The organism is Shewanella ulleungensis (genome assembly GCF_014648315.1).
Lineage (GTDB): Bacteria > Pseudomonadota > Gammaproteobacteria > Enterobacterales > Shewanellaceae > Shewanella > Shewanella ulleungensis.
In genome coordinates this window covers 95,730-121,553 of the sequence record NZ_BMQW01000005.1, presented here as the reverse complement: position 1 = coordinate 121,553, position 25,824 = coordinate 95,730, and the positions used below count along the sequence as shown (strand labels likewise).

Here is a 25,824-nt window from a genome sequence, read left to right as displayed (position 1 = left end):
TCGACTTGCAATAGGCTAGCTATTGCAAGTCAATTCGCCTTGTTAGCAGAACAAATGACAAGCTTGAAAGTGAGAAGGGTTAACGTGTTGATTTTAAATGATATAAGTTCATTCCTTATCCCAAACTCAGGTTAAATAATCTGAACGATTAGACAACAAAAAACCAAGACAAATGTCTTGGTTTTTTGTTGTCTAATCGTGCCTAATTCATCGTGCTATCACGTTAAATCGCTTGGCCATTTACAGTTAATTTTACATCAATGTTGCCATGTACTGCATTTGAATATGGGCAAACTTGGTGCGCGGTTTTAACCAGCTTTTCTGCTGCTTCCTGGTCTAAATCAAGTTCAACCGCAAGGGCGACTGTTAGTGCAAATCCGCCATTATCGTTAGGGCCAATGCCTACCGTTGCTGTGGTCGGTGCCGCTTTGATAGCCACTTTACCTTGGCTCGCTACGTGCAATATTGCGTTTGAGAAACATGCAGCATAACCTGCGGCAAATAATTGTTCTGGGTTAGTAAACTCGCCGCTGCCACCCATTTCTTTTGGGTAGCTTAATTGTAAGTCGACTTTTTTGTCGTCGGTAGAAACTTGACCATTACGGCCGGCTAATGCTGTTGCTGAAGTGGTGTATAACGTTGACATAATAAACCTCGTGTAAAAGTAAACTATTCTAAGCTGCGCGTATTTAGGTTGTGCACAATCTAATTGTGTTCACTATAACTAAGCGGAAAATAAAATGCAACTACATTGTGTGCAATTTAATTTCGGCTAGTTTGTTTCGCCTAAAAAGGTGTTGCACCAGCAGTCTTGGTTTGAAAATTATTAAGGCTGCAGGTAAGTCGGGTTTGTCATGCTTTTGTCACTGTAATGTCATTCAACGCTCTCACAATAACCGCTCATTAGACCTCATAGGTCATGCTAACCATGGCCACGCGTTAACGATAAAAATAAGGATATGATATGAAAAGGTTTGTCACTCGTCGTGATTTTTTGGCTATGTCAGCAAAAGGCGTTGGTGCTGTTGTAGTGTCTTACGGACTAATGGGTTGCAATAGTAATGACGACGATGAGGTTATATCTGGTCAGTTTTTACAAGGTATTGCCAGTGGCGATCCTGCAGCTGATGCCGTGATCTTATGGACGCGAGTCACCCCAGATACGCCAGGTGATATAACGGTGTCATGGGAAGTCGCCACCGACAGTAACTTTACTGATTTGGTGACTAATGGACAAACCGTAACTAATGATAGTCGTGACTATACCGTTAAAATTGATGCGGTGGGATTAGTCGCAGGCCAGCAATATTTTTATCGTTTTAAAGCAGGTGAAAACGTATCTGAGATTGGCCAAACCCGCACGTTACCTCAGGGTAGTGTCGATTCAGTTAAGCTTGCGGTGATGTCGTGCGCCAATTTCCCTGCGGGTTATTTTAATGTGTACGAAATGGCCGCTCAGCGAGATGATTTAGATGCTGTGGTGCATTTAGGGGATTATCTTTATGAGTATGCTCGTGGTGAATACGCCAGCGAAAATGCAGCCGCATTAGGCCGTGAAGTCTTGCCTGAAGGTGAGCTGTTTCTATTAGCCGATTATCGTACACGTTACAGCCAGTACCGTAGTGACAGTAGTTTGCAAAAACTGCATGCTAAAGTCCCCTTTATAACTGTGTGGGATGACCATGAAGTGGCTAACGATACTTGGAAAGAGGGCGCTGAAAATCATAACGACGGTGAAGGTGACTTTGATCAACGTAAAGAGGCAGCGCTACAAGCTTATTTTGAATGGCTACCCATTAGACCTTGGAGTGAAGGGAACCATGAAGAAATCTACAGAAGCTTTAATTACGGTAACTTGGTTGATTTGCACATGCTCGATACTCGCGTACTGGGTCGCGACAAACAATTAGAATACGGCGACTACATTGACGCAACAACGGGCACCTTTGATAGTGATAACTTTTTGGCGGCTGTCACTGACACCAATCGCACGTTATTAGGGCAAACACAGCTATTGTGGTTACAACAAACTTTGTTGCAGTCTACAGCGAAATGGCAGGTATTAGGCCAGCAGGTGCTAATGGGTAAAATGTTAATGCCAGCCGCGATAGCGACTCAACAAATGAGTATTCCTCAATTTGCGGAGCTCGCAGCAATTGCTCAGTTAGCCGCACGTGCTCAGGCTGGTGACACTACGTTAACCACAGAAGAATTGGCGTACCTACAAGCTAATCAAGACCAATTAACACCACAAGTTATCGCATTATTGCAGTTACCTTCAATTCCATACAATCTCGATGCATGGGATGGTTATGCTTATGAACGTGAAGTGATATACGCCACAGCTAAGTCGTTAAATCACAATTTAGTGGTAATCGCGGGCGATACCCATAATGCGTGGGCGAGTGAATTAACAGACACCAATGGCGATACCGTAGGTGTTGAGTTTGCTACTAGCTCCGTATCATCACCAGGGCTTGAGTATTACTTAGGCTTGTCTGATGCTGAGATGCCAGCAACCGAAGCGGCTATTGTGAGTTTGATCAGCGATCTTAAATACGCGAATTTAAAAGATCGTGGTTATTTACTCCTGACCTTTACCGCCGATGAAGTTCGCAGTGACTGGCAATACGTCGATACCATTTTAGACACAACCTTTGCCAGTTTAGATGCGCGTAATTACAGCGCAACAAGTGCGGCGGGTAATCCACAAGTCGTGGCAATGTCGTAAGTTAGTTTTTTGATTAACTAAAACTATTCAGCCACCTTAAGGGTGGCTGAATGATTATAAATGGTCGATGAAGTGTCGATTAATCTATAGTAAGCACGACAATTTTTAATGGATGATTATCATCAAATGCAGGGAAGTCTTGATGGCATTCTAACCACTGTGTTGCCGTGACTTTACGGCCTTGTTTTTCAACGCAGCGTACTAGGCTGTCATACCATGCCTGGCGATCAACTTTAGCGACATTGTTACAACACACAATTTTACCGCCTGCTTTAGTGGTTAACACTGCAGGTTTAAATAAACCCTGGTAATCATTGACTAAATCGACAATACCAAAAGCACTTTTAGCAAAACGTGGTGGGTCTAAAAACACTAAATCAAATTGCATGGCCCGCAGTTTTGGGTATTTAGGCAGTTTTTGATTACGACGTCCGCCAACCGGTAACCCCGCTAATTGACGCAGCGCCGGAAAGGCATCGCTTTGCACAAACTCACATACATCGGTAACCTTGTTTAACTCAGCATTTTTTTGCCCAGCAGCTAATGCAAAGGATGAAAAATCGATATTCATTACTTTACGCGCGCCGCCCATAGCGGCCGCAATACCAATGCCGCAAGTGTACGAAAATAGGTTTAGCACGGTTTTACCATGGCTGTTGTCGCACACATATTCACGCCCAATACGCATGTCTAGAAACAGCAGTGGGTCTTGACCTTCATGGCGTAGCTTAGAGGTAAACGCGATGCCGTTTTCACGGATAACTTGTTCTGTTTGGGCGTAATCTTGAGCTTCATTCACACTAACATTTGCTACTCGTGAGTGACTGCCTGAGCGATCATTGTAAACAATATGAAAGTCCGCATGAGCGGTCAGCACACCAGAAATCTCTGCTAGTTGTTCGTCTGATAATGTCTGGTGAAAGGTTTGGATTAACCAAGCATCGCCGTAACGGTCAATATTAAGGCCATTTTCACCTTCTACAGTGCCATGAAATACCCGATAACAATCGGTGTTATGTTGCTTAGCGTGCTCAAAAAAAGCAGCGCGTTTCGCTAACGCATCGGTTAAAACAGCTTGAATAGACATGGACACTCGATAATGGCGGGGCAATTTGCGCGGAGTATAGCAAACAATCACCTTGAATGTGGCGGTGAAATTATCGATAAAGCTTCACTTTATTCGGGGAGATACACCTTAAAGGTTTTATCGGCAACAATTTTGCCATTGAGCTCAAGTGTCATTCGCCAATTACCGACTTTGTTACTCACAGGCGCCCAAATGCAATCGCCTAAGTAAAAGCGCCAATCGTTTTCTCGATACCCAATCAGCCTGACGATGCATGTTTCAGAGCTTCACCGTGTTTTCAATACTAGGCGCGTTAATGCGGTAATGTAGGTACCTTATAAATTAGCGCAACAACGCTCTTGTTTTAAAAATCAGGGGAACACGGTGAAGCTCCCAAAGGGCAAGTTTTACACGCGTTTATGCTGCTTTTGTTAATTTAGCTGATTTTGGAAAGGGAATAACCATTACCTGCAATCAATGTGTTGCCTAAAAGCGTGTAAACTCTTGCTGAAATCGAGCGTCTTCACTTTATTCGGGGAGATATACCTTAAAGGTTTTATCGGCAACAATTTTTCCATTGAGCTCAAGCGTCATTCGCCAGTTACCAAGCTTATTACTCACAGGTGCCCAAATGCAATCGCCTAAGTAAAAGCGCCAATCGTTTTCTTTAATGAAAACCTCTCCATCAAACGGTGGGCGCACATTACCTTGGTCGTCTGGAATATCAGGATGATATATGCAATAAGTGAGCACCTGGTTTTTGGCTTTTTTGATTCGAACAATAAAGCCAAACTCAGTATCAATAATCGCTGGAACGTGAACCGTCGCCTCTAAAAAACGTGGCAAGTCATCACTCTGGTTGTCCCACTGGCTGAATATGCCGCTGTAGATAATGCTGACGTCGGCTTTTAGCTTACTCAAACCTTATCCTTTATTGTGCTCTTTTAGGTATTTTATAGCCGCTTGCAGAGCAAAATCATAGCCTTGTGCACCTAAGCCGCAAATAACCCCTTGGGCTTTGTCAGAAAAATACGAATGATGTCTAAAAGGCTCGCGCGCATGCACATTTGATAAATGCACTTCAATAAACGGAATAGCAACGCCGAGTATCGCGTCACGCAGAGCAACACTGGTGTGGGTAAAAGCTGCTGGATTGATAATAATAAACTGGGCATCAGTTGCATGAATAGCATCAATAAGTTGGTATTCAGCGTTTGATTGAATGTGCTCTAAACTGATATCTGCTTGGTTAGCGGCAGCGGTTAAATCGCTCACAATGGTGGCTAAGGTTTGATGGCCATAATGACCCGGCTCGCGACGGCCAAGCAAATTTAGATTTGGGCCATTGATCACTAAAATTTTGGCAGTGCTGCTCATGGGACTTCCTGTATTGTGGACGATTAAGCGATTGATTCCATTCTTACTGAAGATGCGCGCGTGGTAAACCTAAAAATGTTCATCTAATGGCTAAAGATGTATTAATAGCCGGTTTTATTTTGGCGCATGGCTTTGGTGGCGCCACGCTGCTTTTTGGTTTCTATCCGTCTTGTTTGGCTGCCTTTGGTCGCTTTGGTCGGTATACGCTTCTTTTGTACAATGCCGACACTTTTTACCAGCTCAATAAATTGTTCTAACGCGGTTTGGCGATTAAAATCCTGGCTTCTTGATTGTTGGCATTTAATGACGATTTTCCCGCTTTTAGTAATGCGGTGATCGGCTTTAGCTAACAGCTTTTGTTGGTAAAACTCAGGCAAAGACGATGACGCAATATCGAAGCTAAGCTGGGCCGCAGTCGATACTTTATTGACATTTTGACCGCCTGCGCCACTTGAGCGCACAAACTGCCATTCGACTTCGTTGTCTTGCAATATGACTCGTTGAGTAATTTGTATCATTCTGTTGAGGAAGTCCCCTTAAATTTATTCAATATCAGCTCATTATACCGTAATTAACCATGTATTTCAGCGCTGGGTATTTATCCGCCTGGGTGTTAACTTTGAATGGCAGAACTAAAAATCTGACTGTGCTCTGAGTTATTGCATATTTAATGAAATCAATTGCAGAGTTTTGCTATTATGAGCGCCATTATTGCTTTACACGATAGCATCACCGTATAAAGCCTGTTCTATCGCCTGATGATAAGGCTGGAGTTAGCGTTATGTTGTGTCAAATTCCCGATATTACCAAGGGTGTCATTAGTTTATTTGTCAGTGGTCGCTTATCTGCGCCAGATTACCGTACCCGTTTGCAGCCAGCTATTCGTGCCTATCGTAAAGATTGGGGTCAAGTCTGTTTGTATATCGAAGCCGACGTATTGCTTGAAGGCTGGGACTTTGGCTCATTAACGGGCAGTGGCGAAGTGCAATTACCTGCTTTTGACGCACTAGTTTTTGTTGGCGGCCCAGACTGGGTGGGTAATGCTGTACGTTTAATGGGACCATTTATGCAAGGTGAGGTAGCATGGTTTCCGTTATCGCAAAAACAAGATGCTATTGCGTGGATTGCTAAACGTTCAAAGTGTTAGTTTATGGTTTGCTGATGCCTAAACAGTCAACAAACTCCGAATATTTATTAGAAAAGGATGGCTTATTTATGTCTTTATCAAAATTAGTTGCAGCTTCAAGCGCATTATTATTAACTCTTAGCTTAACGGCTTGTGCTCCTGAAGTGGGCAGCGATGCTTGGTGTAAGCAAATGAAAGAAAAAGAAAGTGGTGATTGGACCGCAAATGAAGCCGCTGATTACGCTAAACATTGCGTATTTAAATAAACGTTAGTGGGTGTGTCTAACCTTAAAATAGGTAGACAACTTTTATTAAGCCAGTTGGTACTCCCAACTGGTTTTTTTGTAGCTAATGATTATTGAGGAGGCTTTTTGGGTTTTAAATTCAATTTCAATTTATTTGCCAAGGGTTCAATTGCTGCGCCTTGAATAATGACCGAAATTAGCACAATGAAAAACACCATGTGGATCATTTCTCGCGAGCCTTCAACGCCAGCAGCTGCTGGGATCAGTGCAAATACAATCGGTGTCGCTCCTTTTAATCCAATCATGGAAACAAATAAACGCTTACGCCAGCTGGCTTGCCTAAAGGGTAAATAACATAACTGTACTGCTAATGGCCTAGCAACCAAGATAAGCAGTATGGCAGGCAATAATGAGACAGTGAATACAGGCATTAATTGTTGAGGAAATATCTGTAAGCCTAAAATAATAAACATTAATGACTGCGCTAACCACGATATGCCATTAAAGAAATGCTTACTAACTTCTGCTCCTTTCTTTAAATAGTTACCAATGATGACACCTGCAATGTACACCGCAATTAACTCGTTGCCGCCTAAAATTTCAGTGCTGGAAACGGTAATGGTAAATGCTGCCAGAATAAATACTGGGATAAGTCCAAATTCTGGCAGTTTGATATTGTTTAGTGCCCAAACTGACAGTTTTCCCATAATTAAGCCGATTACCGCACCAACACCAATTTGCTGGCCTAAGCTTGTGACAATAGACAAAGCCGTTGGCGTACCACTAGCACTGTTAATAATAAAGTCAGTTAGCATTATTACCATGAGCAGGGCTATGGGGTCATTGGTGGCCGATTCGAACTCTAAAATAGTACCCGTTCCATGCTTTAATTTAAGCTTTTTAGATTCTAGAATTGAAAAGACCGCAGCCGCGTCTGTAGATGAGACTACTGCAGCAAACAGCATACACGTAATGAGATTGAAATCGAGTAACGCATTCAATATAAAGCCAAAAATAATAGTGGTAAAGATAACGCCTGCGCTAGACAGCATGCCGCCTTCTTTCCAGGCAAAGCGTATGTGCTTCATGGGGGTGTTTAGCCCTCCCACGAACACTATGGTGTTTAAGGCAATAGTGCCGATAACCGATGTAAGCTGTAAATCATCGTAAACAAAACCAAACTCACCATTACCAAAAGCCAGGCCAACGCCCATAAAAATCAATAACGATGGTAAGCCCAATGTTTTAGATGGGTGGTGGAGTAAAATGCCTATAGCAATAAGAATTGATATTCCTAATATAATAATGTCTGGTGGCATCTTGGCACTCCATAGGCAAGTAAGACTGTATCTTATGGCTATTTTAGCATTAAATTAGACTAAACTGGTTTTATGAGTATTTATTAATATTTATTTATTTATTGTCAATGAGTTGTAGATTAACTTAATTAAGATTTTTACGTGTGTGACAGGTGGCGTTTCCTGTATGTTTTGAGCGTGTTCCGCTGATAATATTGACTCAAAAGTCACTTATTCTACAATCTAATATAGTCAGCTGGTCAATTTAATCGTGTAGTAAAAATCGCCCACAAAGATTAACATTTTTATTACATTTGTTCGGTGTTAATATGGTGTAAGGACATTATATTACAGACTCAACATGGCCATATTAATTAGTATTTGGGGCGTTAGCATCTGTTTTTTTGGGCTGTTCATGCTGTATAAACCGGTCGCATTTGCTGATGCTATTATCGTCTTTAGCCGTAAACGCTACTTCCATTACTTCGAAATCATTTCGCGCTTAGCTATTGGCGCCGCTTTATTATTAGACGCCCATAATACTGCTTACCCACTTATATTTGAGTTTATTGGTAACTTATTGTTTCTCGTTGCTATTGCATTAGTCTTCATGACAGAAAAACACCATAAAAAATTTGCCGTATCCGCCGCAAAGCATTGCGTCAGTTGGTTTAAGCCTGCAGGACTTGCTGCGTTAACATTTGGTATATGGACACTCTACACAAGCATCATATGAACCGCTTTGTGTTGTCGATATTCAATTAAAGTTATTTTTTTGTCTTTTTTGTTAAGATTTTATTCTGCGATAAATCCCTCCTAAGCCGCATGTCCATTGAATTTGCATAATTCTGCAATGTTATTGAAATGTTATTGTCACTTTTGCGCAGTCTTTTTGTCATTTTTGCAGGTTAGCTTGTCATCCAGCCAACTAACTCACATGCTTACGTCCGTCTTCGGAGATGACAATGGAACTGAAAAACCTTTTTAAACTAACTGCTCTTTCAACAGCGCTTGCTGCCACGTTAGGTCTTGCTGGATGTGGTGGTGATATCAATATCAGCACGGGTACTGAAACCACAACACCGACTACCCCTACTACGCCAACAACACCAACGCAAAGCGCTCAAGAATTATCTTACAGCGGCTTTGCGACAAAAAGTTCGACAACGGTTGGTGGTAAAGAAGTTTGGGTATTAGAGGGGACACTTGCGCCTTCTACAGCGGCATCAACTATTACCACCGGCGGCCAAGATGGCGACCTAATCATGTTAGGCGATGACGTTGTATGGCAATTAGACGGCCCAGTTATAGCCGGCGGTGATAACGAAAACTCGATTGAGTTATCAATTCTACCAGGCACGACCATTCTAGGTGGTAGCGATTCATACCTAGTGATTAATCGTGGTTCAAAAATCATGGCTGAAGGTACTGCAGCTGAACCTATCGTATTTACTTCTGTTGAAGCTGGTTTAGGTGAAGAAGGCGAGGCCGGTCAATGGGGTGGCTTAGTGTTACTGGGTAATGCACCGGTAAACAGCTGTCCAGACCTCACCAATTGTGACGCATCATTTGAAGTCGGTAACTATAGTTACGGCGGTGATGACACAGAAGATAGCTCTGGTTCAATTAAATATGTTCGTGTTGAGTTTGGTGGTTTTAAAATCAACGACACCCAAGAGATGAACGGTATTAGCTTTGCTGGTGTAGGTGCTGGTACTGAAGTTGATCATATTCAAATTCATTTAAATAACGATGACGGCGTTGAATTTTGGGGCGGTAATGTTTCAATTTCAAATGTAGTACTGACTGAAAACTTTGATGACTCTTTAGATTGGACTAACGGTTGGCAAGGTAGCGCGCAGCACGTTTATATTCGTCAAGCCGACAATGGTTCTAACCGTGGTATAGAAGCAGACAGCAGCAGCGATGCATCGGCATCACCTATGTCGCAACCTGCTTTAGCTAACATTACAATTCAAGTTGCTAACGGAACTAACAGCGGCGGCGACGATGCTGAAGGGATTTTATTCCGTAAAGGCACTGGTGCTCATGCTTATAACGTTTTAGTTAAAGGTGATGTGGACTCAGGTGAATGTTTAGAAATTAACGATGACACCACAGTGAGCAATGCCAATACGGCAGAGTTAACTATGCAAAACAGCTTAATTGACTGTGTTGAGCCATTTAAAGATGCAAAAGTAGATGCAACTGCAGGCACAACATTGGCACTAGATGTAGAAGCATGGTTTAACGGCCAGGATGGCAACTTAGTTGGTGCATCTGATCTTACAGATTATATGCCTAACTCATCATCTGTTGCATTAACTGGCGGTAAAGCAGACTTAAGCAATGTTGATGCTCGTTTAGAAAATGCTAACTATATCGGTGCTTTTGATGGCACAAATGATTGGACTGTCGGTTGGACTACCGCTATTCATGATGATGTAGATACCGCACCAGCAGAATTACCTGTCATGACATCTTGTCCGGTAGGAACGACTGCATCTGATGCTGTAGCAGGCTTATATAAAGACTCATCAGTCACATTAATCTGTACGCTTGAAGGCAACGTGCTAAGCAATACCACATTGCTTGCAGGCCAAAATGTGATGTACAAAATTGATGGTGGCGCGGTACTTGTAGGTGCAGATAAATCTACATCGGCAACATTAGCGATTCAAGCAGGTGTTAAGTTGTTTGCTACCTCTAACAGCTACATTGCGGTTAGCCGTGGTTCTAAAATTATGGCCCAAGGTACTGCTGATTATCCAATTATCATGACTTCTGAAGAAGATGTGATTGCTGGTGCTGAAGGTGAACGTGGTCAATGGGGTGGTTTGGTTATTCTGGGTAATGGATTAACTAACACATGCCCAGACAAAAATGCCTGTGATGCATCGTTTGAAGTAGGCGACTTCCCTTATGGTGGTAACGACAATACTGATAACAGCGGTCAAATCAGCTATGTAGTTGTTAAATACGCTGGCTTTAAAGTTAATGACACTCAAGAAATGAACGGTATCTCGTTTGCAGCAGTGGGTAGCGGTACACAAGTGGACCATATCCAAGTGCATGCTAACGGCGACGATGGCGTAGAGTTTTGGGGTGGCGCTGTCAACTTGAAATACGTTTACTTAACAGAAAACTTTGATGACTCATTAGATTGGACCAATGGCTGGACAGGTAAAGCCCAGTTCGTTTACATCACTCATGAAGATGGTAACGCAAACCGTGGTATTGAAGCTGATAGTAGCAGTTCAGGAGCATCAGCTACGCCAGTGTCTGCGCCTAAATTATCTAACTTCACTATTCTACCTGGAACAGATACCGCTAACGCGAGTGGCGATAGTGGTGAAGGCATCTTATTACGTGTTGGTACTGCAGGTGAGCTTTATAACGTGCTGGTACAAGGCCGTAAAGGTAGCACTGCTGAAACTGAATCGGGTGAATGTTTAGAACTAGACGGTTCAGTATCTAGCTTAGTTGATAACGTTAATGCGGGTACATTAGTAATGACTCACTCAATCATTGACTGTAATGAGCCATTCAAAACTTCTGGTACGACAGAAATAAGAACTGAAACTTGGTTCTTAGGCCAAGAAGGTAATTCTGCTTCGGTTGTCAGCATTACCGATGGTATGCCAGCAGCAACAGATACAACGCTTCTTGGTACTGGTAAAGACTTAAGCACGGATGACAGCTTCTTCGAATCAACCAATTACATTGGTGCATTCGATGGCCAGACTGACTGGCGTCAAGGTTGGGCTTTTGACCCACAATAATCACCTTGATTAAGTAATCAGTGACCTATTAATAGCCGCTCGCAAGGGCGGCTATCTCTGAACCGCATACAGGATAGTATAAGTATGAAAACCAAGCCGAGTTTTACCGTTAATAAGTTAAGCCTTGCCATTATCTCTGTGATTTCTGCGGCGACATTATTAGCAGCTACCCCCGTATACTCGCAAGAACCTGAACTCACGCCAGTACGCGATCCTGGTGAAGTGATTCCGATTGAACCGATTGAGGTTATTTCAGTGACCGGGCGTTTACGTAGCTCAGCCTCAGAAGCCACTGAAGAACGTCGTGAACAAATTGCTGTAGCCGATATTATGGGCTCAGAACAAATTTCAAGAACGGGTGACGGTGACGCTGCCGCAGCGCTGCGTCGTGTGACTGGGTTAACTCTTAAAGATGGTAAATTTATTTATGTACGTGGTTTAGGTGAGCGTTATTCAAGCACCTCATTAAACGGTGCCACAGTGCCATCGCCAGATCCAACACGTAATGTTGTGCCATTAGATATGTTTCCAGCATCGATTATCGAATCACTGTCAGTGCAAAAGTCAGCGTCTGCTAATTCTCCTGCCGCATTTGGTGGCGGACATGTCGATATTCGTACTAAATCCATTCCTGCTGATTTCTTTTTTAAAGCCTCAGTGGGCGGCCGTTACAATACCAACGACTCAGACGACAGTTACACTTACAATGGTGGTGGCAATGACTGGACAGGCCAAGATGACGGCACACGTAGCATGCCGAGTAACATTAATGACACCATTGGACAATATGGTGGCATCAGCCCAATTGATATCGTAAGTGGCTCAAACGGTACTGTTAATTATCAGGCTGCACAAACCATTAACCGCGACCTAGCCTTGGGCTTATATCGCGATATGACAATACAAAATCAAAGTACCGATCCAGCAGTACGTGGTGATATTGCCATTGGTGACCGTTGGGACATTACCGACGACATTATTTTTGGTGCTTTGTCGGCAGTGTCTTATAAAAAACAAGCCGAAAACTACACCAAGCGAGAAGTTGAGTTAGACGGCGACAGCAGCCAGGTGCAAATTGAAAACCAAAAAGACACAGTGGGCACCGACTCGATTGTGCAAGTGTCGGGCATGCTTAACCTAGGGTTAGAAATTGGCTACAACCACAAAATCGAAACTTTCACTACCTATCTACAAGACACCTCTGATGATGTGTCGCTCGGTATTGAAGAAACCATCGATACTCTTGGCGAGCCAAATGCGCTGCAAGTTTATAATATCGATTATGAAGAACGCACATTAATCAGTAACCAGATTAAAGGCCATCATTTTATTGAAGACTTAAATGATGCCGAGTTTAACTGGAAGTACTCTGACGCACGTTCTGAACGTTACGCCCCTAATGAAGTGTCGTACACTTACAACGTGGTGCTAGACGACAATAATGAGTTGTTATCTCGTAACCTTAACACGCAAGACGCGCCTAAATATGTGTACAGCCGCCTCAACGACGACAGCATCAACTACGGCTGGGATCTGAGTTATCCAATCAATCTCGATGATGCAATTGTTAAGCTCACCACAGGTTATGAATATTTTGAACGCACTCGTGAAAGCTATGCGACTCGTTTAGGTTTAGACGTTAATTTAAGTCCAACAGATGCTAATGGCAGTATTTTAGCCGGTGATTTTGATGATATTTTCTCAGACAGCAATATCACTAACGACACATTGGATTTAGAGCTAAAAGACGCCTCAACCGACACCGAAGATTACATAGCAGCAGAAAAAAATGATGCTGTTTTTGTGAGTATGGACATCGACTTTGACGACGTATGGCGTGTTTATGCGGGTGTGCGTTACGAAGATTTTCGCCGTGTAACATTGCCTATTGACCCTGACGGTGAAATTTCAGACGAAGGCGGCCGCTACGACTTAGCCGATTATGTCATCGCAGAAGACGGTTGGTTCCCATCGTTATCATTAACCTGGAAACAAACCGACACCACGCAATGGCGTTTAGGCGCGAGTAAAACGATTGTTCGTCCTGACTTGCGTGAAGTATCACCTGTGCGTTTCCAAGACCCTGTAACAGGCTTTGATTTCTTTGGTAACCCAGAGTTAGAAAGCTCAGATATTCTGAACCTTGATTTACGTTGGGAATACTACTCTGATAACGGTAATAACTTCAGTGTTGGTGCGTTTTATAAAGATGTCGATGCACCCATTGAGCCGATTCAACGTATTTCTGAAGCGGGTCGTCAGCTTAAGTTTTATAACGCTGAATCTGGTTACATTTACGGTGTTGAAACCGAGTTTTTACAAGAACTTGAGTTTTTGGGCAGTGAAGGCAGTATTTGGGAAGACTTCTTTGTGGCCGGTAATTTAACCGTAGGCGACTCAGAAATTGAAATTGAACCTAACGGTGAGATTGACCCCACAAATAACACTCGTCGTATGACGGGTCATTCGCAATGGGTAGCAAACTTGCAGCTCAGTTACGATTCGTCTGACAGTTACCACAGTGCCACACTAGTGTATAACGTGTTTGGTGAACGTATTGCTTATGGTGGACGTGGCGGCCTAGACGATGTGTATGAAAAGCCATTTCACAGCCTAGATTTTACTTATACTTTCTTCCCAACAACCAGTACCACGGTTAAGTTAAAAGCGAAGAATATCTTAGGTGAAACTACAGAGTACGAGCAGCAAAGCTACCAAGTGTATGCCAAAGACCCAGGCACAGAATACACGTTACAGTTTAGCTATGAGTACTAAATACGTGAATAAACAAGATTAAAAGAGTACTGGTTTTTAGTGGTTTTTACTCATCATTTCAATCACTAAAAACGTGCACGGCCACTTTCTTCGGAACAAAGAAAGTGGCCTTTTTTGTTTTACTTATTGTGATTGTATCGTTTATTGAACGAAATGTTTTACCAATCTTTTTCAATATATTGTTGCTAGAATACAGCTCTCTTTTGTCGCTGCAGCCCGAGTTAATTATCATTATGTTCAACCGTCTTACTGTGTTTTTATATGTCATCTTAGCGATATCAACCAGTGCCTGCGCGATGCCAACGGGTATGAGCCAAGCGGGTAGCATTACTGCGCCATCTATTGATGAAGCGAGTGGTTTAGCGATATCGCGGATTAATGATCAAATATTGTGGGTACATAACGACAGCGGCGACACGGCAAGGATTTTCGCCATTGATACTCAAGGCAATCAATTAGCGACGCTCAATATTACAGGTGTAAAAAATAACGATTGGGAAGACATTGCCTCGTTTGTTTACCAGGGGGAATCATACCTATTGATAGCCGATGTGGGTGATAACCAGGCAAAGCGATCACAGTATCAGTTACATTTGATCAAAGAACCCGATTTAAGCCTACTCAATGGTCAAAAAAATCTGTCTGCCAAACCTGTTTGGAGCATGACATTTACATACCCAGATGGCGCCCACGACTGTGAATCCATTGCTGTAGATGTTGCGAAACAAAAAATACTGTTACTGACCAAACGTGACGCGCTGCCGATATTATATGCGTTGCCATTAATCGCACCCACGCAGCAAAGTGGATCAAATAATTCATCTGCTGAAAAAATTAAGCAGCAAGCCCAAAGGCTAGGCGAGATAACACCATTGCCTACAGCCATGCTTGATTATGTCAGTATTTATACCTGGGCAGGATTTGCCGGAAAACCCACCGCGATGGATGTCTCGGCAGATGGTTTATCAGCGGTGATATTAACCTATACCCACGCGTTTTATTTTACTCAAGCCACGCCTGGTGATTGGTTAAGCTTGTTTTCAACCACGCCACAGGAAATCGCTATACCCGCACTAAAACAAGCCGAAGCAGTAGGGTTTAGTCAGGACGGTAATAGTATTTATATTACTTCTGAAATGCTCCCAGCGCCTTTGTATAAAGTAGATTTGAATGGGGCTAGTACGCTGCAGTAGATAACATTATTTGTACTGGCACTGACACAGACACAACAAACATTGGTCAGATATAATTACATACAAGGGTTATACTTTAAGCCGTCATCCCGAATGCTTAAAAGCGGGTTCTTTAGCGTTGCGGTGAGTTTTTATGCTACGCATTTATGGCCAGAGGCCACTATCTCAATGGCGCTTCGCTATTATGTTTGGCAGAGGTGAATGGTGTCAGCTATTAGCTCATTGTTCGTGTGACGCCGTAAATATATCCCTATAGGCTCGAACGCAGCATCCCTGCTGCACACGCACACGAATCATTTAGCCCAATAACTTCTCTTTAAGTTCAGTGATGTCTTCTGATAACATTTTTTAGAACGATTGAACTTAATCTAAACTACTAGTAGCTCAGGCTGAGAGTAGATGGGTCATCTGTTTCAATGTAAACAGCTTTAAATTGCTTAACGCCATTTTCACCTTCAGTGATATTGGTAAAGGAATAGTTGTCAGTAAATTTAGACAATTCTGCAGTGTTTTCATCATTACCATCAAAGTTAAAAGACACTAAACAGATTTTTCCTGCGCAAGAATAACGTTCAGAATAAACTTGAATATCTTCTAACTGATATAAATTTTGAGCTAAAGTGGCTTCACGTATTGCAGCATTTTCTGATTTTTCTATGGCATCAACTTTCGTAATGAACTCATCAAAATCACTCACTTTAAATGAATCCTCTAGAGCAGCTTTAGACACCTCACCATCTTCATTTATGAAACCTGATGTTAACTGTTCAGCGCTCTGAAAATGACTCTTAGTCAAATGGTTAAATTGGTTAAAGAAATCTTCATTATCCTCGGCGACTACACTTGTGTTTAATTCAATATCATTGGGTGCTTCTGCGATTATCTCATTACTTATATTCGGTATATTACTTGATGAAGTTTGTGTCTCAGAGCTTATTGAAGACGCGACATTTGGCAGAATAATAGATTTATTATCTTGTTGATTAAAATATGAGTAGCAAAAGTAAGTTAAAAATAAAACACAAATAAAGACGACAATCGATTTCAACATAGTTGTTTTTTCCTTAAAACAAACGTTAGGTACATGATGTTCCTGAAATTTTAACAAGATTATCGTACCATCAATATTATCGATTTATGCACTAATATGTTATTGAGCTTGTACGTCTTCTATCAATTTTTGCCACTGTGGGTATTCTGCAAAGCTTTGTTGTAAGTCGCCCCAGGGTGTCAGTGCCTCGGCCATAGACGGCGCGGTATTTTGACTGGTCTGATACAAATAATAAAAGGCAGAGGCTCGGTAATTAGCTGCGCAATGGACCAACACTGGTGCATCGCCATTTTGCTGCATTAGGCTAAAAAATTGCGCTAGATTCTCTTGGGTAGGGTTTTGCCAGTCCACACTAATATTGTGATAGTTCATACCGAGCTGAGTGACGATTTGCTGCTCATTGGCTAATGCATTTGGGTTGTCGTTAGGAATGAGGTTTATCACAGTTTTTATACCCGCCTGAGCGAGTTGTGCAAATTGCGGCTCTGTGGGTAAACCCGAGGTCATCACTTGTGGGTTATTAAATTTAACCGCTTTTATATCACCCAGTTTGCTGGTGTCGATAATTGCCGTACTCACTACACCTAACACCTCCGCACTGAACACTCCCACGCTGAAAAATAAACTGCACATTAATATGCTGGTGGACAGTAGGTTAAAACCTTGTGGTGTATTCATGTGGTTTCCTTTGGGTTGATGCGTCATCGTTTGTGATGAACTTTGTAGTATTCAAGTTAACGGCGCTATTAATTATAGTCAAATGTGATGAACACTTTAGATTGGCTGCTAACTCAATAACATTTATTCTGACGAAACTCATCTCGAACGAAAAAACCAAAGCGCTTATTGTTGCGAACCACTGGAAGTACGCCGTTTGTTTGCTAGATACATAAAAATGGCTAAATTTGCGTGGGTAAAATCGCTTCTCTATATTCTGCTCCCGCCATTACATTAACCTTTAAGCTAGTTATATTATTTTTGTGTACAGTTGAAATGAGTTTTGATTGAATAACATTATGAGCTCAGATAGTGTTGATGCATTAATCAAAATAAATGTTAACACGAGTCATTCTGCAGGCTCTTTGGACTAGTGAAAGTTGAGTGTTTATTTTGAACCACCAATAAACCCGGGTATTGACCATTTCTTAGGTCTAATCCCTTTTTTTGTAGTATTGTTTTTTGTACTTCAATTTCCTGTTATATCTCAAGTAGCCTCAGATGTAACAAAGATAAAAAGAGAAACGTTGGTTAAAGCTTTTTTTTGCGTATGTCTGTTTGTAACGTTAAGTGAAATCTTTAACTATTTAGATAAAGTCGAAGTAATTAATATCGTTGAAAAAAAAGAGTTTAAGCAAGTTAAAGGTTGTATAAGTCACTATGAACAACAAACCCCAAAGCCTGGTACGCTAATTGAGTCATTCGTTATTAAAGACGTTGAGTTTAGTTACAGTAATTATGATGTCGGCCCCTATTTTCATGGAAAGTTGCATAACGATAATTTCATTAAAAATGGCCAGTGCGTTTCAATTGATTATGTGTTTGATGGACATAAAAATAAGATCCTTAAAATAGTGCAGTAACAAGATTTTTAAGCCGGATTCGTTATTGTTGGCTCGGTTCCGCTTTGCTCCATATTTTAGCCAAGCACCTGGATTCCGGCTCAACCGCATTGCCGGAACGACGTTAGGTTCAGCCTCAAGTGAACCAGCAAATCATTTTTAAGAGTCGCAGAGTGAATATTAGCCTTTGCTAATTATCATGATACATTGTTCAGTCTTTGTTGTATCGCATTAAACATGACACCTATTGTTGACATAATGGATTACAAACATGATAGCCAACGATATTTAATCGTTAGTTTTAAAGAGGCAAGGAAGCGTTATGATACTTCAAGAAAGATTTTATAATTGGTTTTGGTTAGGCGTTTTTTCAACCGCAGCACTGGTAGGTCTTTTTCAGTCTGGTCATTTATTGGGGCTTGTTGCCTATTCAAATGATTTTAGATTCAACTCTGTTAGTCCTTTTCAAATCGGGCTAATCTGTTCAGGTATTTGCGGTGTATCTGGGTTAGTTAGAACCATCAATAAAATGAAATTATCCCGCCAATAATCATTTACCGAGCAGCTATTGTTAAAATAATTATGTAAATTCGGTTTGTTCTAACCCTGCGATTTTATTGCTTTACAACAATAAGATAGCAGATGTAGGATGACACTAATGAATAAGTTAACGGACTGGCTTTGCTGAGTATACTTATCTGTAAGTCATAAAATTACAAAGGACTTGTATGAAATTCTACCCATTTTCAAACATTCAAACTAATAACTTAGGCTTGTTACTTTTTGCCGCTAGGCTGATTGCTATTTGTGGTTGTTTAGCCATCGTCGTTTCCTTGTTTTCTGCTGGTTATGGTTTCTTTTTTGGAAAAACAACAGAACCAATACCACTAGAAAATGGACTAATGATCTTAGGGGCTGATCATTCACCCGGTTTCTATGCCTTTGCTGGAATGATATTTAGCTTTGGCATTGTTGCATTTATTGTTAGTGGTATTCTTGCCGCGTTAATTTCAATGGAAAACAAGTTTACTGGCAATGGTTAACCATTAATGGCACCCATTGAGCATTCGAACCACTAATCCAGCGCTAAAGCATCTATGTACCGTAATGGTAACGTAGTTGTGCAATCAGGATGGTATCATTTTGGGGTTTGTATACGATTCTGTGTTCATCATTAATTCGTCTAGACCAGTAACCTGACAAACCGTGTTTAAGTGGTTCTGGTTTTCCAATACCTTCTGTTGGAGTCCGTTGAATATCTTTAATTAACAGATTAATACGTTTAAGTACCTTTTTATCTGTCGTTTGCCAATATAGATATTGCTCCCAGGCGTTGGTTGAAAAAGTTAACTTCATTCTATTAGCTTTCTTTCAGTTCCATTACCTGCTTCAAGTTCGGCAATAGATTCTAAAAGTTCGCGCGCATTAGTTGGTGAACGAAGTAAATAGGTCGTTTCTTGCATTGCGTTATAGTCTTCTAAAGAGATCATAACGACAGGTGCCTCACTTTTACGAGTAATAATAATCGGGGCGTGATCATTACAAACATTCGCCATTGTATTTGCTAAATTTGCTCTAGCTGATGTATAGCTTATCGCATCCATGTTAACTCCAAACTGTTCATGTACGTTTATTTGTACATGTTAGCGCGAGGTCACATGACAATCAATTAAATTACAAACTTTTGTGGTTGAAATTTGCCCTATTTTATTGAAAGTCTGTAGCTCTAACGGGAACGACGTTAGGGTTAGCCTCAAGTGAACCTGCAAGTCATTGCTAATAATAACGTTATATTGTTCAGTCTTTGTTGTTTCGAAGCGTTAGGAATTGGCAATGGTCAATAATGCAAAAAGCAAACACCTGGATTCCGGCTTAACGGCATTGCCGGAACGACGTTGAAAAATAGGGTTAATCGACTTGCATCCAATCGACTTGCACGCCTGCCTGCTCAAACATATCTTCGCTAACTTTAATTTTATCGCCCCAGCGTGACAAAAAATCGTCGTTGGGTTTTGGGCTATGTACTGCACGTAATCCAGTTTGGATAATCTTGGCAGCGCAGTTTGGGCAAGGAAAGTGTGTCACCCAAATCTCACAACTACTGAGATCTCGTTTGGCATGCAATATGGCGTTTTCTTCTGCATGGAGCGTTTTGAGCAGTTTCATTTCACGGTTATCGGTTTCGGCGCTGTCTGATATTCCGTGAGGGTAACCGTTAAAGCCTAGCGAGACGATGCGATTATTTTCGGTGATTACCGCGCCAACTCGGGTGGAGGGATCTTTACTCCAAGATGCTACTAACTCGGCCATTTGTAAAAAACGTATCGCCCATTTTGTCATCATCTTATTGCTGTTCCTATGCGTTATTTATCGCTTTGACTATCACATTAACAATTGCTTTAACTATTACTTTAACTAGGCGTTATTTTCTACGCACAACAGTGATAAATCAACCTACAATTGAATCATCAGTTGGCCACTCGTGTTCGGCTAGAATATGGTTTTCAACGAGTTCTGCTCTCAACCCATTAATTTTTTGTTTTAGCTCATCGCGGATCAAACGGATAGCGGGTGTGATCATCTGCCTGCTCGGTAATACTAACCATAATTCTGTCACTGGGATTTGGTAATCTGGCATTACTCTTTGTAGTCGTCCAGCGAGCATGTCTTGGGCGACATCAATAGCTGATTTTTTTGCAATGCCAACACCGTCAACACACCAGCGGCGCACCAGATCGCCATCGTTACACGCCCGATTACTGATCATCTTAATTTTATGCTCTTGGTCGCCATGAAGTAACAACCAGCTGTCATGGGTCACCTTATACAACTTATAAAGTAATGCATTGTGTTCCATGAGTTCGCTTGGATTAGTTGGTGTGCCGTGTTTGGCGAGGTATTGAGGCGAAGCACATAAAAAATGTGGGATGTTACAGATTTTAAAACCATAAAAATTCGACTCGTCTGCCGCGCCTGCAATCATTGCTCGTAGCGCTACATCAACGCAATCACGATAAAAATCAACTTGGGTATCACTAACATGCAGACGTAAAGTCACATCTGGATGGTGCGCTAATACATCATTTAACAAGTCGCGCATGAGGTTGCGGCCCATTTCAGACGACATCGCCATACGAACCTCACCATTGATGGATTGGCGTTCGTCGTTAATTGCCTGTTGGCCTTGCTGTAATAAATCCAGCGCCTGCTGGCATAACGGAAGATAGCGCTCCCCCTCAGAAGACAAACGTAATTGCCTCGTGGTGCGAACAAATAACGCGGCGCCAACTTCGTTTTCAATGCGTTTTAACGCAATACTAGCTGCAGATGAGCTGATATCGAGTTGATTCGCAGCGGCCGTGATAGATTGAAGCTCTGCGATTTTTATCACTACCCGTAAATCTGCCATCTTCATATTGTTTCCTCTTAGCTCAAGTGATTTTTTACAGTTTAAGCTATCACTTGATTTTATTATCCACGTTTTTGCGAAAGTATATTAAAGATTACCCCGTTTATCGAATAAATGTAAAAGACTAAGATGACACTATTACACCGATGTTAATACCGTTGTTTGGCCTAGTGCTGCCATTAAGGTGCCATAAATGCGGGGGATTCACTCTGTCGAAAAAATCAGGCCACGGTATTGTGCTCATTTTAACTAAGATGGAATGTCACTCATGAATAGATTAACGATGACTGCGATTGCAGCTCTTATAGGTGCGATGGCTTTACCCGTGATGGCCAATGATTATAAGGTTATTTCGACCGATAATATAGAGTGGGGCATGCTTAACCCAGCACGCGGAGGCGCCAGCCCCAAAGCGGCAGACCTTTGGGGCGACCGCACTAAAGATGTGGCGACCGGAATGCTGGTGAAGTTTCAAAAAGGTTTTTCATCACCGCCTCATATTCATAACATCACTTACCGCGGTATCGTTATTGATGGCTTAATGCATAACGATGATCCAAGCGCTGAAAAAATGTGGCTACCAAGTGGTTCGTTTTGGACTCAACCGGCAGGCGAGAGCCATATCACAGCGGCCAATGGCGACGATAACCTGATATACCTCGAAATCGACAGCGGCCCTTATTTAGTTAAACCAGTAGAGCAAGCATTTGATAATGGTGAGCGTTCGATTAACATGACTGAAAGCAACTTGTTTTGGTTAAATGTCAAAGATGCAACCTGGCTGAAAGCGGGCAATGCGCAAATCAGTTATTTATGGGGCAAACCAGACGCCGCCAATGGTAGTTTTGTTAAACTTCCCGCAGGTTTTAAAGGAGCGATTGAAAGCGGCAATGCACTTAAAGCTGTGGTGGTAAAAGGCAGTGCAACCTATCAATGGGATAATCAACAAACACTAACAGCATTAACCCCAAGCAGCTTTTTTAGCTCAGACGCGCAGGGCAAGCATGTAATTAATGCTAAAACCGAAGTGGTACTGTATGTCAATTCGACAGGGCCGTTTAGCGTAAAATAGCTTTTTGTTAGTAATGGCCTAATCAGTACGAATATTGTAGTGATTAGGCTTTTTATTGCTTCGCGGCAATGGTTTCTAGCTGTAGGCCGCTCTATTTGTGTTTTGTACTTATGACATTTGAATTTAACCGTGCTGAATTTAACCGTGCCACCCATTGTTAATTTTTGACCGAGTTTTGTAGTTTCTGCAGATTAAGGTAATGCCGATAAGGTGAATCATGATGATTTGCGAGACGACTGTCCGCCCCATGGACGGGGCGGCCGAGCTACAAGGATGTACTTGTGCGTGTCGGTGAGTGAATGTAATGGTTCGCCAATTTAATGAATTTGACTGTTCCTGCTTTTTGACTAAGCGAAGCGCCACGACGTTAGTGGCCGCAGGCCATAAAGTATAAAAAGTACATAAGCACAAAGCTAACACCTGGATCCCCGATAAAAGCACTCGAGGATGACGGCGTAGAGCTGGATTCCTTCCGAAGAATCTAACCGTACCACCCATTTTTAATTTTGACTGAGTTTTTTATTTCTGCAGATTAAGATAATACCGAGAAGCTGAATCATGATGATTTGCGAGGCGACCGTCCGCCCCATGGCCGCTCTTTGGCATCTGACTCATATGGATATGGGAAATGTCATGTGATGTAGGTAACATCATTTACCATGCCATCGCGGCATTTGTGAATCCCTTCACATCAGACAGGCGGCCGAGCTACAAGAACTTTTTATTTCAAAAGAAGTGCTGCGTGTCGTTGAGTGAATGTCATGGTTCGCCAATAAAACTAAATATGACTGTTCCTGCTTTTGTACTAAGCGAAGCGCCACGACGTTAGTGGCCGCAGGCCATAAAGTACAAAAAGTACAAAAAGTACATAAGCAAACACCTGGATCCCCGATAACAGCACTCGAGGATGACGGCGTAGAGCTGGATTCCGGCTCAAAAGCATTGCCGGAAAGACAGAGTCTGAGCATTGCTGGAATATGACGAAATCAAGGAATGACTGTTGGGTTAACCCAAGCCTTTCTATTTACTCTTCTTGGCTCAAAATAAAATTGCTAATTGCTTTTGAGATCATGTCTTTCTTCATTGTGGTGCGTGATACTCGCTGATCAAACCAAAAGCTCATGGGTTGATCGAAACCGATACCGTGCATGTAGTTGTAGAGCGCTTTGCGTAATCCTTCGCCGAGCATGTCGTGATCGGTGCCGGTTGGGTCGGTAAAGTCGACATCGTTTTCAGCAAAAAATACCTCTGGGCGTGGATCTAGGGTGATGCCAAACTCTTCCGGGTTCATGCCGATTGGGCTGTGTGCGGTGGCGACAAAACGATGCCAGTAGGCCGACTGGAAACAGCCTTGTTGCATCAACTGACGCACCATCTCTAATGCATCAATCGTTTCTTGCTCGGTTTGCGTCGGGAAGCCATACATTAAATAAGCGTGTACCAAAATGCCCGCGTCGCTAAATGCTTTGGTAACCTGGGCGACGCGTTCAACACTGACGCCTTTTTTCATCAACTTTAATAATCTGTCTGACGCGACTTCAAGGCCGCCGCTGACGGCGATACAACCAGAGTCTGCCAATAGCTGGCAACGTGCTGGGCTAAAGGTGCGCTCAAAACGAATATTGCCCCACCAACTGATCACTACGTTACGTTCAATCAATCGTTTGGCGAATGCGAATAAGGTTTTTGGTGGTAAAGCTTCATCGACAAAATGGAAACCAGTTTGTCCGGTTTCGGCGATGAGCGCTTCGATGCGGTCGACCAAAACATCTGCACCCGCGGTATCGTAGCGGTCGATATAATCTAGGCTGACATCGCAAAAGCTGCATTTACGCCAGTAACAACCGTGGGCGATGGTTAATTTGTTCCAGCGGCCATCACTCCAAATGCGGTGCATTGGGTTGAGCATTTCGCATAACGACAAGTACTCGGTTAATGGCAAACCATCGTAAATTGGTGCGCCGACCTCAGATTGTGGAATGTCGTGTAGCTCAGTATTTTGATTAAGATGAACGTAAGGCTCGCCGTTTTCATCTTCTGCTAAAAAGTAAGTTCGTACTAGCTCATCGACTTCGCGCTTGCCCTCAAAGTATTCTAGTAAGGTAATTAATGGGCGTTCGCCGTCGTCTAAACAAATAAAGTCGACAAATTCGAATACTCTTGGGTCTTTTAATGCTCGCAGCTCAGTATTCACAAAGCCGCCACCCATAACAATAGGCAGCTCAGGATTGATGGCTTTGCAAGTTTGTGCAATGCGTAATGCGCCAAGCATATTGCCAGGGAACGGCACGGTTAATGCGATTACGCTAGGTTGAGTTTCTTCTAAATATTGCTCGACGAGCTGCTCTAAAATGTCCGAACTAAAACTCGGTTCACCCATTAAAGTGTCATATAAATTATCAAATGTTGGGTTGGCCGCGGCGAGGCGCTCGCCATAACGGCTGACTTCAAAATACGGATCAACCCCTTGGGTGATGACGTTCGACAGGTCGTTAATGAATAACGTGGCCAGATATTTGGCTTTATCTTGCACGCCAAGATTACCAAAAGCAGCTTGCAGCACGTCGCCCGACACAGCTTCCATTTGTGCTATGGCGTCAAATGCTGGGCCTTCGGGTAAAAAACGACGGGTGTTGATGCGCATGGCAAGGCTTGGATCTTTGCCTTGTAAAAAGCGAATTGCGGGTTCTACCGTGAGGTGGTAACGGTCAAATTCGGCTAAAAAATTAAAAATAACATCAGGTAATTCATCGTCTTCAAATTGCTCGAAGTTTTCTTCTACATGTTGACGGATCACCTCTAGCGCAGGTGCGGTCATCATTTCAAGAAACAACTCAATGGCAGGATCTCGCTGAACCGCTTCATAGCCTCGTGAACGTAAAAACCCCGTTAAATACGCCGTTGCTGGATACGGCGTATTAAGTTGGGTCATTGGAGGGGTCATCAGAAGAACGGTCATAGCCTGCCTTTATCGTAAAGCCAATAGAAATAAGGCTGCATTCTAGCAGTAAAAATGGCTCAAATCCCTTTAATTAAGGCTTTCATCTTGAATGGTCTGCAGCGTTAGCGACTCGGAAGAACCGTGCCTTTTGTGCAAAATATTGCGCAGTTTACGGCTAAGACCACAATGATGAGTAATA

Annotated in this window: 24 protein-coding genes and 1 pseudogene; 11 read left to right on the top strand and 14 right to left on the bottom strand. The window is 42.4% G+C overall.

Going from position 1 to position 25,824, the window contains the following annotated elements:
- Positions 1-223: 223 nt before the first annotated feature.
- Positions 224-646 carry an organic hydroperoxide reductase Ohr gene (ohr, locus tag IEY40_RS11315; RefSeq protein WP_188956216.1) on the bottom strand — a complete coding sequence of 141 codons (423 nt, stop codon included), beginning with the start codon at positions 644-646 and terminating at the stop codon, positions 224-226.
- Positions 647-964: 318 nt separating this feature from the next.
- Between ohr and IEY40_RS11310 the strand changes: the two genes are divergently transcribed.
- Positions 965-2,731 carry an alkaline phosphatase D family protein gene (locus IEY40_RS11310; protein ID WP_188956214.1) on the top strand — a complete coding sequence of 589 codons (1,767 nt, stop codon included), beginning with the start codon at positions 965-967 and terminating at the stop codon, positions 2,729-2,731.
- 79 nt (positions 2,732-2,810) lie between these two features.
- On the opposite strand, the gene IEY40_RS11305 is transcribed toward IEY40_RS11310, so the two are convergent.
- From IEY40_RS11305 to arfB, 5 genes and pseudogenes are all read right to left on the bottom strand, one after another.
- Entirely contained in the window at positions 2,811-3,818 is a 1,008-nt protein-coding gene (locus tag IEY40_RS11305) for a class I SAM-dependent rRNA methyltransferase (RefSeq protein ID WP_188956212.1), read from the bottom strand.
- Positions 3,819-3,907: 89 nt separating this feature from the next.
- A pseudogene (locus tag IEY40_RS11300) lies at positions 3,908-4,048 on the bottom strand (DUF3859 domain-containing protein); the annotation flags it as partial.
- A gap of 277 nt (positions 4,049-4,325) precedes the next feature.
- Positions 4,326-4,718, bottom strand: coding sequence for a DUF3859 domain-containing protein (locus IEY40_RS11295; RefSeq protein ID WP_188956210.1), 393 nt, complete (start codon positions 4,716-4,718; stop codon positions 4,326-4,328).
- Between the two features lie 3 nt (positions 4,719-4,721).
- Positions 4,722-5,174, bottom strand: coding sequence for a type II 3-dehydroquinate dehydratase (gene aroQ, locus IEY40_RS11290; protein ID WP_188956208.1), 453 nt, complete (start codon positions 5,172-5,174; stop codon positions 4,722-4,724).
- 101 nt (positions 5,175-5,275) lie between these two features.
- Positions 5,276-5,692 (bottom strand): alternative ribosome rescue aminoacyl-tRNA hydrolase ArfB, encoded by a 417-nt coding sequence (arfB, locus tag IEY40_RS11285; RefSeq protein WP_188956206.1) that lies wholly within the window; start codon positions 5,690-5,692, stop codon positions 5,276-5,278.
- A 263-nt stretch (positions 5,693-5,955) separates the two neighbouring features.
- Here arfB and IEY40_RS11280 point away from each other — a divergent pair, with 263 nt between their 5' ends.
- Together IEY40_RS11280 and IEY40_RS11275 are read left to right on the top strand one after the other, a co-directional pair.
- A complete protein-coding gene (locus IEY40_RS11280) occupies positions 5,956-6,321 on the top strand; it encodes a SpoIIAA family protein (protein ID WP_188956204.1) in 366 nt (121 codons plus the stop codon).
- A gap of 68 nt (positions 6,322-6,389) precedes the next feature.
- Positions 6,390-6,566, top strand: coding sequence for a DUF3012 domain-containing protein (locus tag IEY40_RS11275; protein WP_160056019.1), 177 nt, complete (start codon positions 6,390-6,392; stop codon positions 6,564-6,566).
- Positions 6,567-6,655: 89 nt separating this feature from the next.
- On the opposite strand, the gene IEY40_RS11270 is transcribed toward IEY40_RS11275, so the two are convergent.
- The gene (locus IEY40_RS11270) at positions 6,656-7,864 is read right to left on the bottom strand and encodes a potassium/proton antiporter (RefSeq protein WP_188956202.1); all 1,209 of its coding nucleotides are present in this window, start codon (positions 7,862-7,864) and stop codon (positions 6,656-6,658) included.
- A gap of 394 nt (positions 7,865-8,258) precedes the next feature.
- Between IEY40_RS11270 and IEY40_RS11265 the strand changes: the two genes are divergently transcribed.
- The 4 genes from IEY40_RS11265 to IEY40_RS11250 all read left to right on the top strand — a co-directional run bounded on the left by IEY40_RS11265 (position 8,259) and on the right by IEY40_RS11250 (position 15,593).
- Positions 8,259-8,579: a hypothetical protein gene (locus tag IEY40_RS11265; protein ID WP_188956200.1), complete on the top strand. Its 321-nt coding sequence runs from the start codon at positions 8,259-8,261 to the stop codon at positions 8,577-8,579.
- Positions 8,580-8,808: 229 nt separating this feature from the next.
- Complete coding sequence (locus tag IEY40_RS11260; RefSeq protein ID WP_188956198.1) at positions 8,809-11,625, top strand: beta-helix domain-containing protein; 2,817 nt, start codon at positions 8,809-8,811, stop codon at positions 11,623-11,625.
- 84 nt (positions 11,626-11,709) lie between these two features.
- On the top strand, positions 11,710-14,400 hold the full coding sequence (locus tag IEY40_RS11255) for a TonB-dependent receptor domain-containing protein (protein ID WP_188956196.1): 2,691 nt from the start codon (positions 11,710-11,712) through the stop codon (positions 14,398-14,400).
- 233 nt (positions 14,401-14,633) lie between these two features.
- Positions 14,634-15,593 carry a hypothetical protein gene (locus IEY40_RS11250; RefSeq protein ID WP_188956194.1) on the top strand — a complete coding sequence of 320 codons (960 nt, stop codon included), beginning with the start codon at positions 14,634-14,636 and terminating at the stop codon, positions 15,591-15,593.
- 376 nt (positions 15,594-15,969) lie between these two features.
- On the opposite strand, the gene IEY40_RS11245 is transcribed toward IEY40_RS11250, so the two are convergent.
- Together IEY40_RS11245 and IEY40_RS11240 are read right to left on the bottom strand one after the other, a co-directional pair.
- On the bottom strand, positions 15,970-16,644 hold the full coding sequence (locus tag IEY40_RS11245; RefSeq protein WP_188956192.1) for a hypothetical protein: 675 nt from the start codon (positions 16,642-16,644) through the stop codon (positions 15,970-15,972).
- A gap of 99 nt (positions 16,645-16,743) precedes the next feature.
- Positions 16,744-17,322 carry a protein tyrosine phosphatase family protein gene (locus IEY40_RS11240; protein ID WP_188956190.1) on the bottom strand — a complete coding sequence of 193 codons (579 nt, stop codon included), beginning with the start codon at positions 17,320-17,322 and terminating at the stop codon, positions 16,744-16,746.
- A gap of 419 nt (positions 17,323-17,741) precedes the next feature.
- On the opposite strand from IEY40_RS11240, the gene IEY40_RS11235 reads away from it, so the two are divergent.
- The 3 genes from IEY40_RS11235 (at position 17,742) to IEY40_RS11225 (ending at position 19,246) form a co-directional block, all read left to right on the top strand.
- Positions 17,742-18,224: a hypothetical protein gene (locus IEY40_RS11235; protein ID WP_188956188.1), complete on the top strand. Its 483-nt coding sequence runs from the start codon at positions 17,742-17,744 to the stop codon at positions 18,222-18,224.
- Positions 18,225-18,525: 301 nt separating this feature from the next.
- Positions 18,526-18,753: a hypothetical protein gene (locus tag IEY40_RS11230; RefSeq protein ID WP_188956186.1), complete on the top strand. Its 228-nt coding sequence runs from the start codon at positions 18,526-18,528 to the stop codon at positions 18,751-18,753.
- Positions 18,754-18,931: 178 nt separating this feature from the next.
- Positions 18,932-19,246 (top strand): hypothetical protein, encoded by a 315-nt coding sequence (locus IEY40_RS11225; protein WP_188956185.1) that lies wholly within the window; start codon positions 18,932-18,934, stop codon positions 19,244-19,246.
- Positions 19,247-19,298: 52 nt separating this feature from the next.
- On the opposite strand, the gene IEY40_RS11220 is transcribed toward IEY40_RS11225, so the two are convergent.
- The 4 genes from IEY40_RS11220 to IEY40_RS11205 form a co-directional block, all read right to left on the bottom strand.
- Complete coding sequence (locus IEY40_RS11220) at positions 19,299-19,559, bottom strand: Txe/YoeB family addiction module toxin (RefSeq protein WP_160056045.1); 261 nt, start codon at positions 19,557-19,559, stop codon at positions 19,299-19,301.
- Complete coding sequence (locus tag IEY40_RS11215) at positions 19,556-19,807, bottom strand: type II toxin-antitoxin system Phd/YefM family antitoxin (protein WP_188956183.1); 252 nt, start codon at positions 19,805-19,807, stop codon at positions 19,556-19,558. Before IEY40_RS11215 ends, IEY40_RS11220 begins: the two co-directional genes overlap by 4 nt.
- A gap of 304 nt (positions 19,808-20,111) precedes the next feature.
- Entirely contained in the window at positions 20,112-20,546 is a 435-nt protein-coding gene (locus IEY40_RS11210; RefSeq protein ID WP_188736137.1) for a dCMP deaminase family protein, read from the bottom strand.
- Between the two features lie 106 nt (positions 20,547-20,652).
- Positions 20,653-21,618 carry a LysR family transcriptional regulator gene (locus tag IEY40_RS11205; RefSeq protein ID WP_188956181.1) on the bottom strand — a complete coding sequence of 322 codons (966 nt, stop codon included), beginning with the start codon at positions 21,616-21,618 and terminating at the stop codon, positions 20,653-20,655.
- 262 nt (positions 21,619-21,880) lie between these two features.
- Here IEY40_RS11205 and IEY40_RS11200 point away from each other — a divergent pair, with 262 nt between their 5' ends.
- Positions 21,881-22,684 carry a DUF4437 domain-containing protein gene (locus IEY40_RS11200; RefSeq protein WP_229777079.1) on the top strand — a complete coding sequence of 268 codons (804 nt, stop codon included), beginning with the start codon at positions 21,881-21,883 and terminating at the stop codon, positions 22,682-22,684.
- 1,024 nt (positions 22,685-23,708) lie between these two features.
- Here the strand turns inward: IEY40_RS11200 and IEY40_RS11195 are convergent.
- The gene (locus IEY40_RS11195) at positions 23,709-25,643 is read right to left on the bottom strand and encodes a B12-binding domain-containing radical SAM protein (protein ID WP_188956179.1); all 1,935 of its coding nucleotides are present in this window, start codon (positions 25,641-25,643) and stop codon (positions 23,709-23,711) included.
- Between the last annotated feature and the right edge of the window lie 181 nt (positions 25,644-25,824).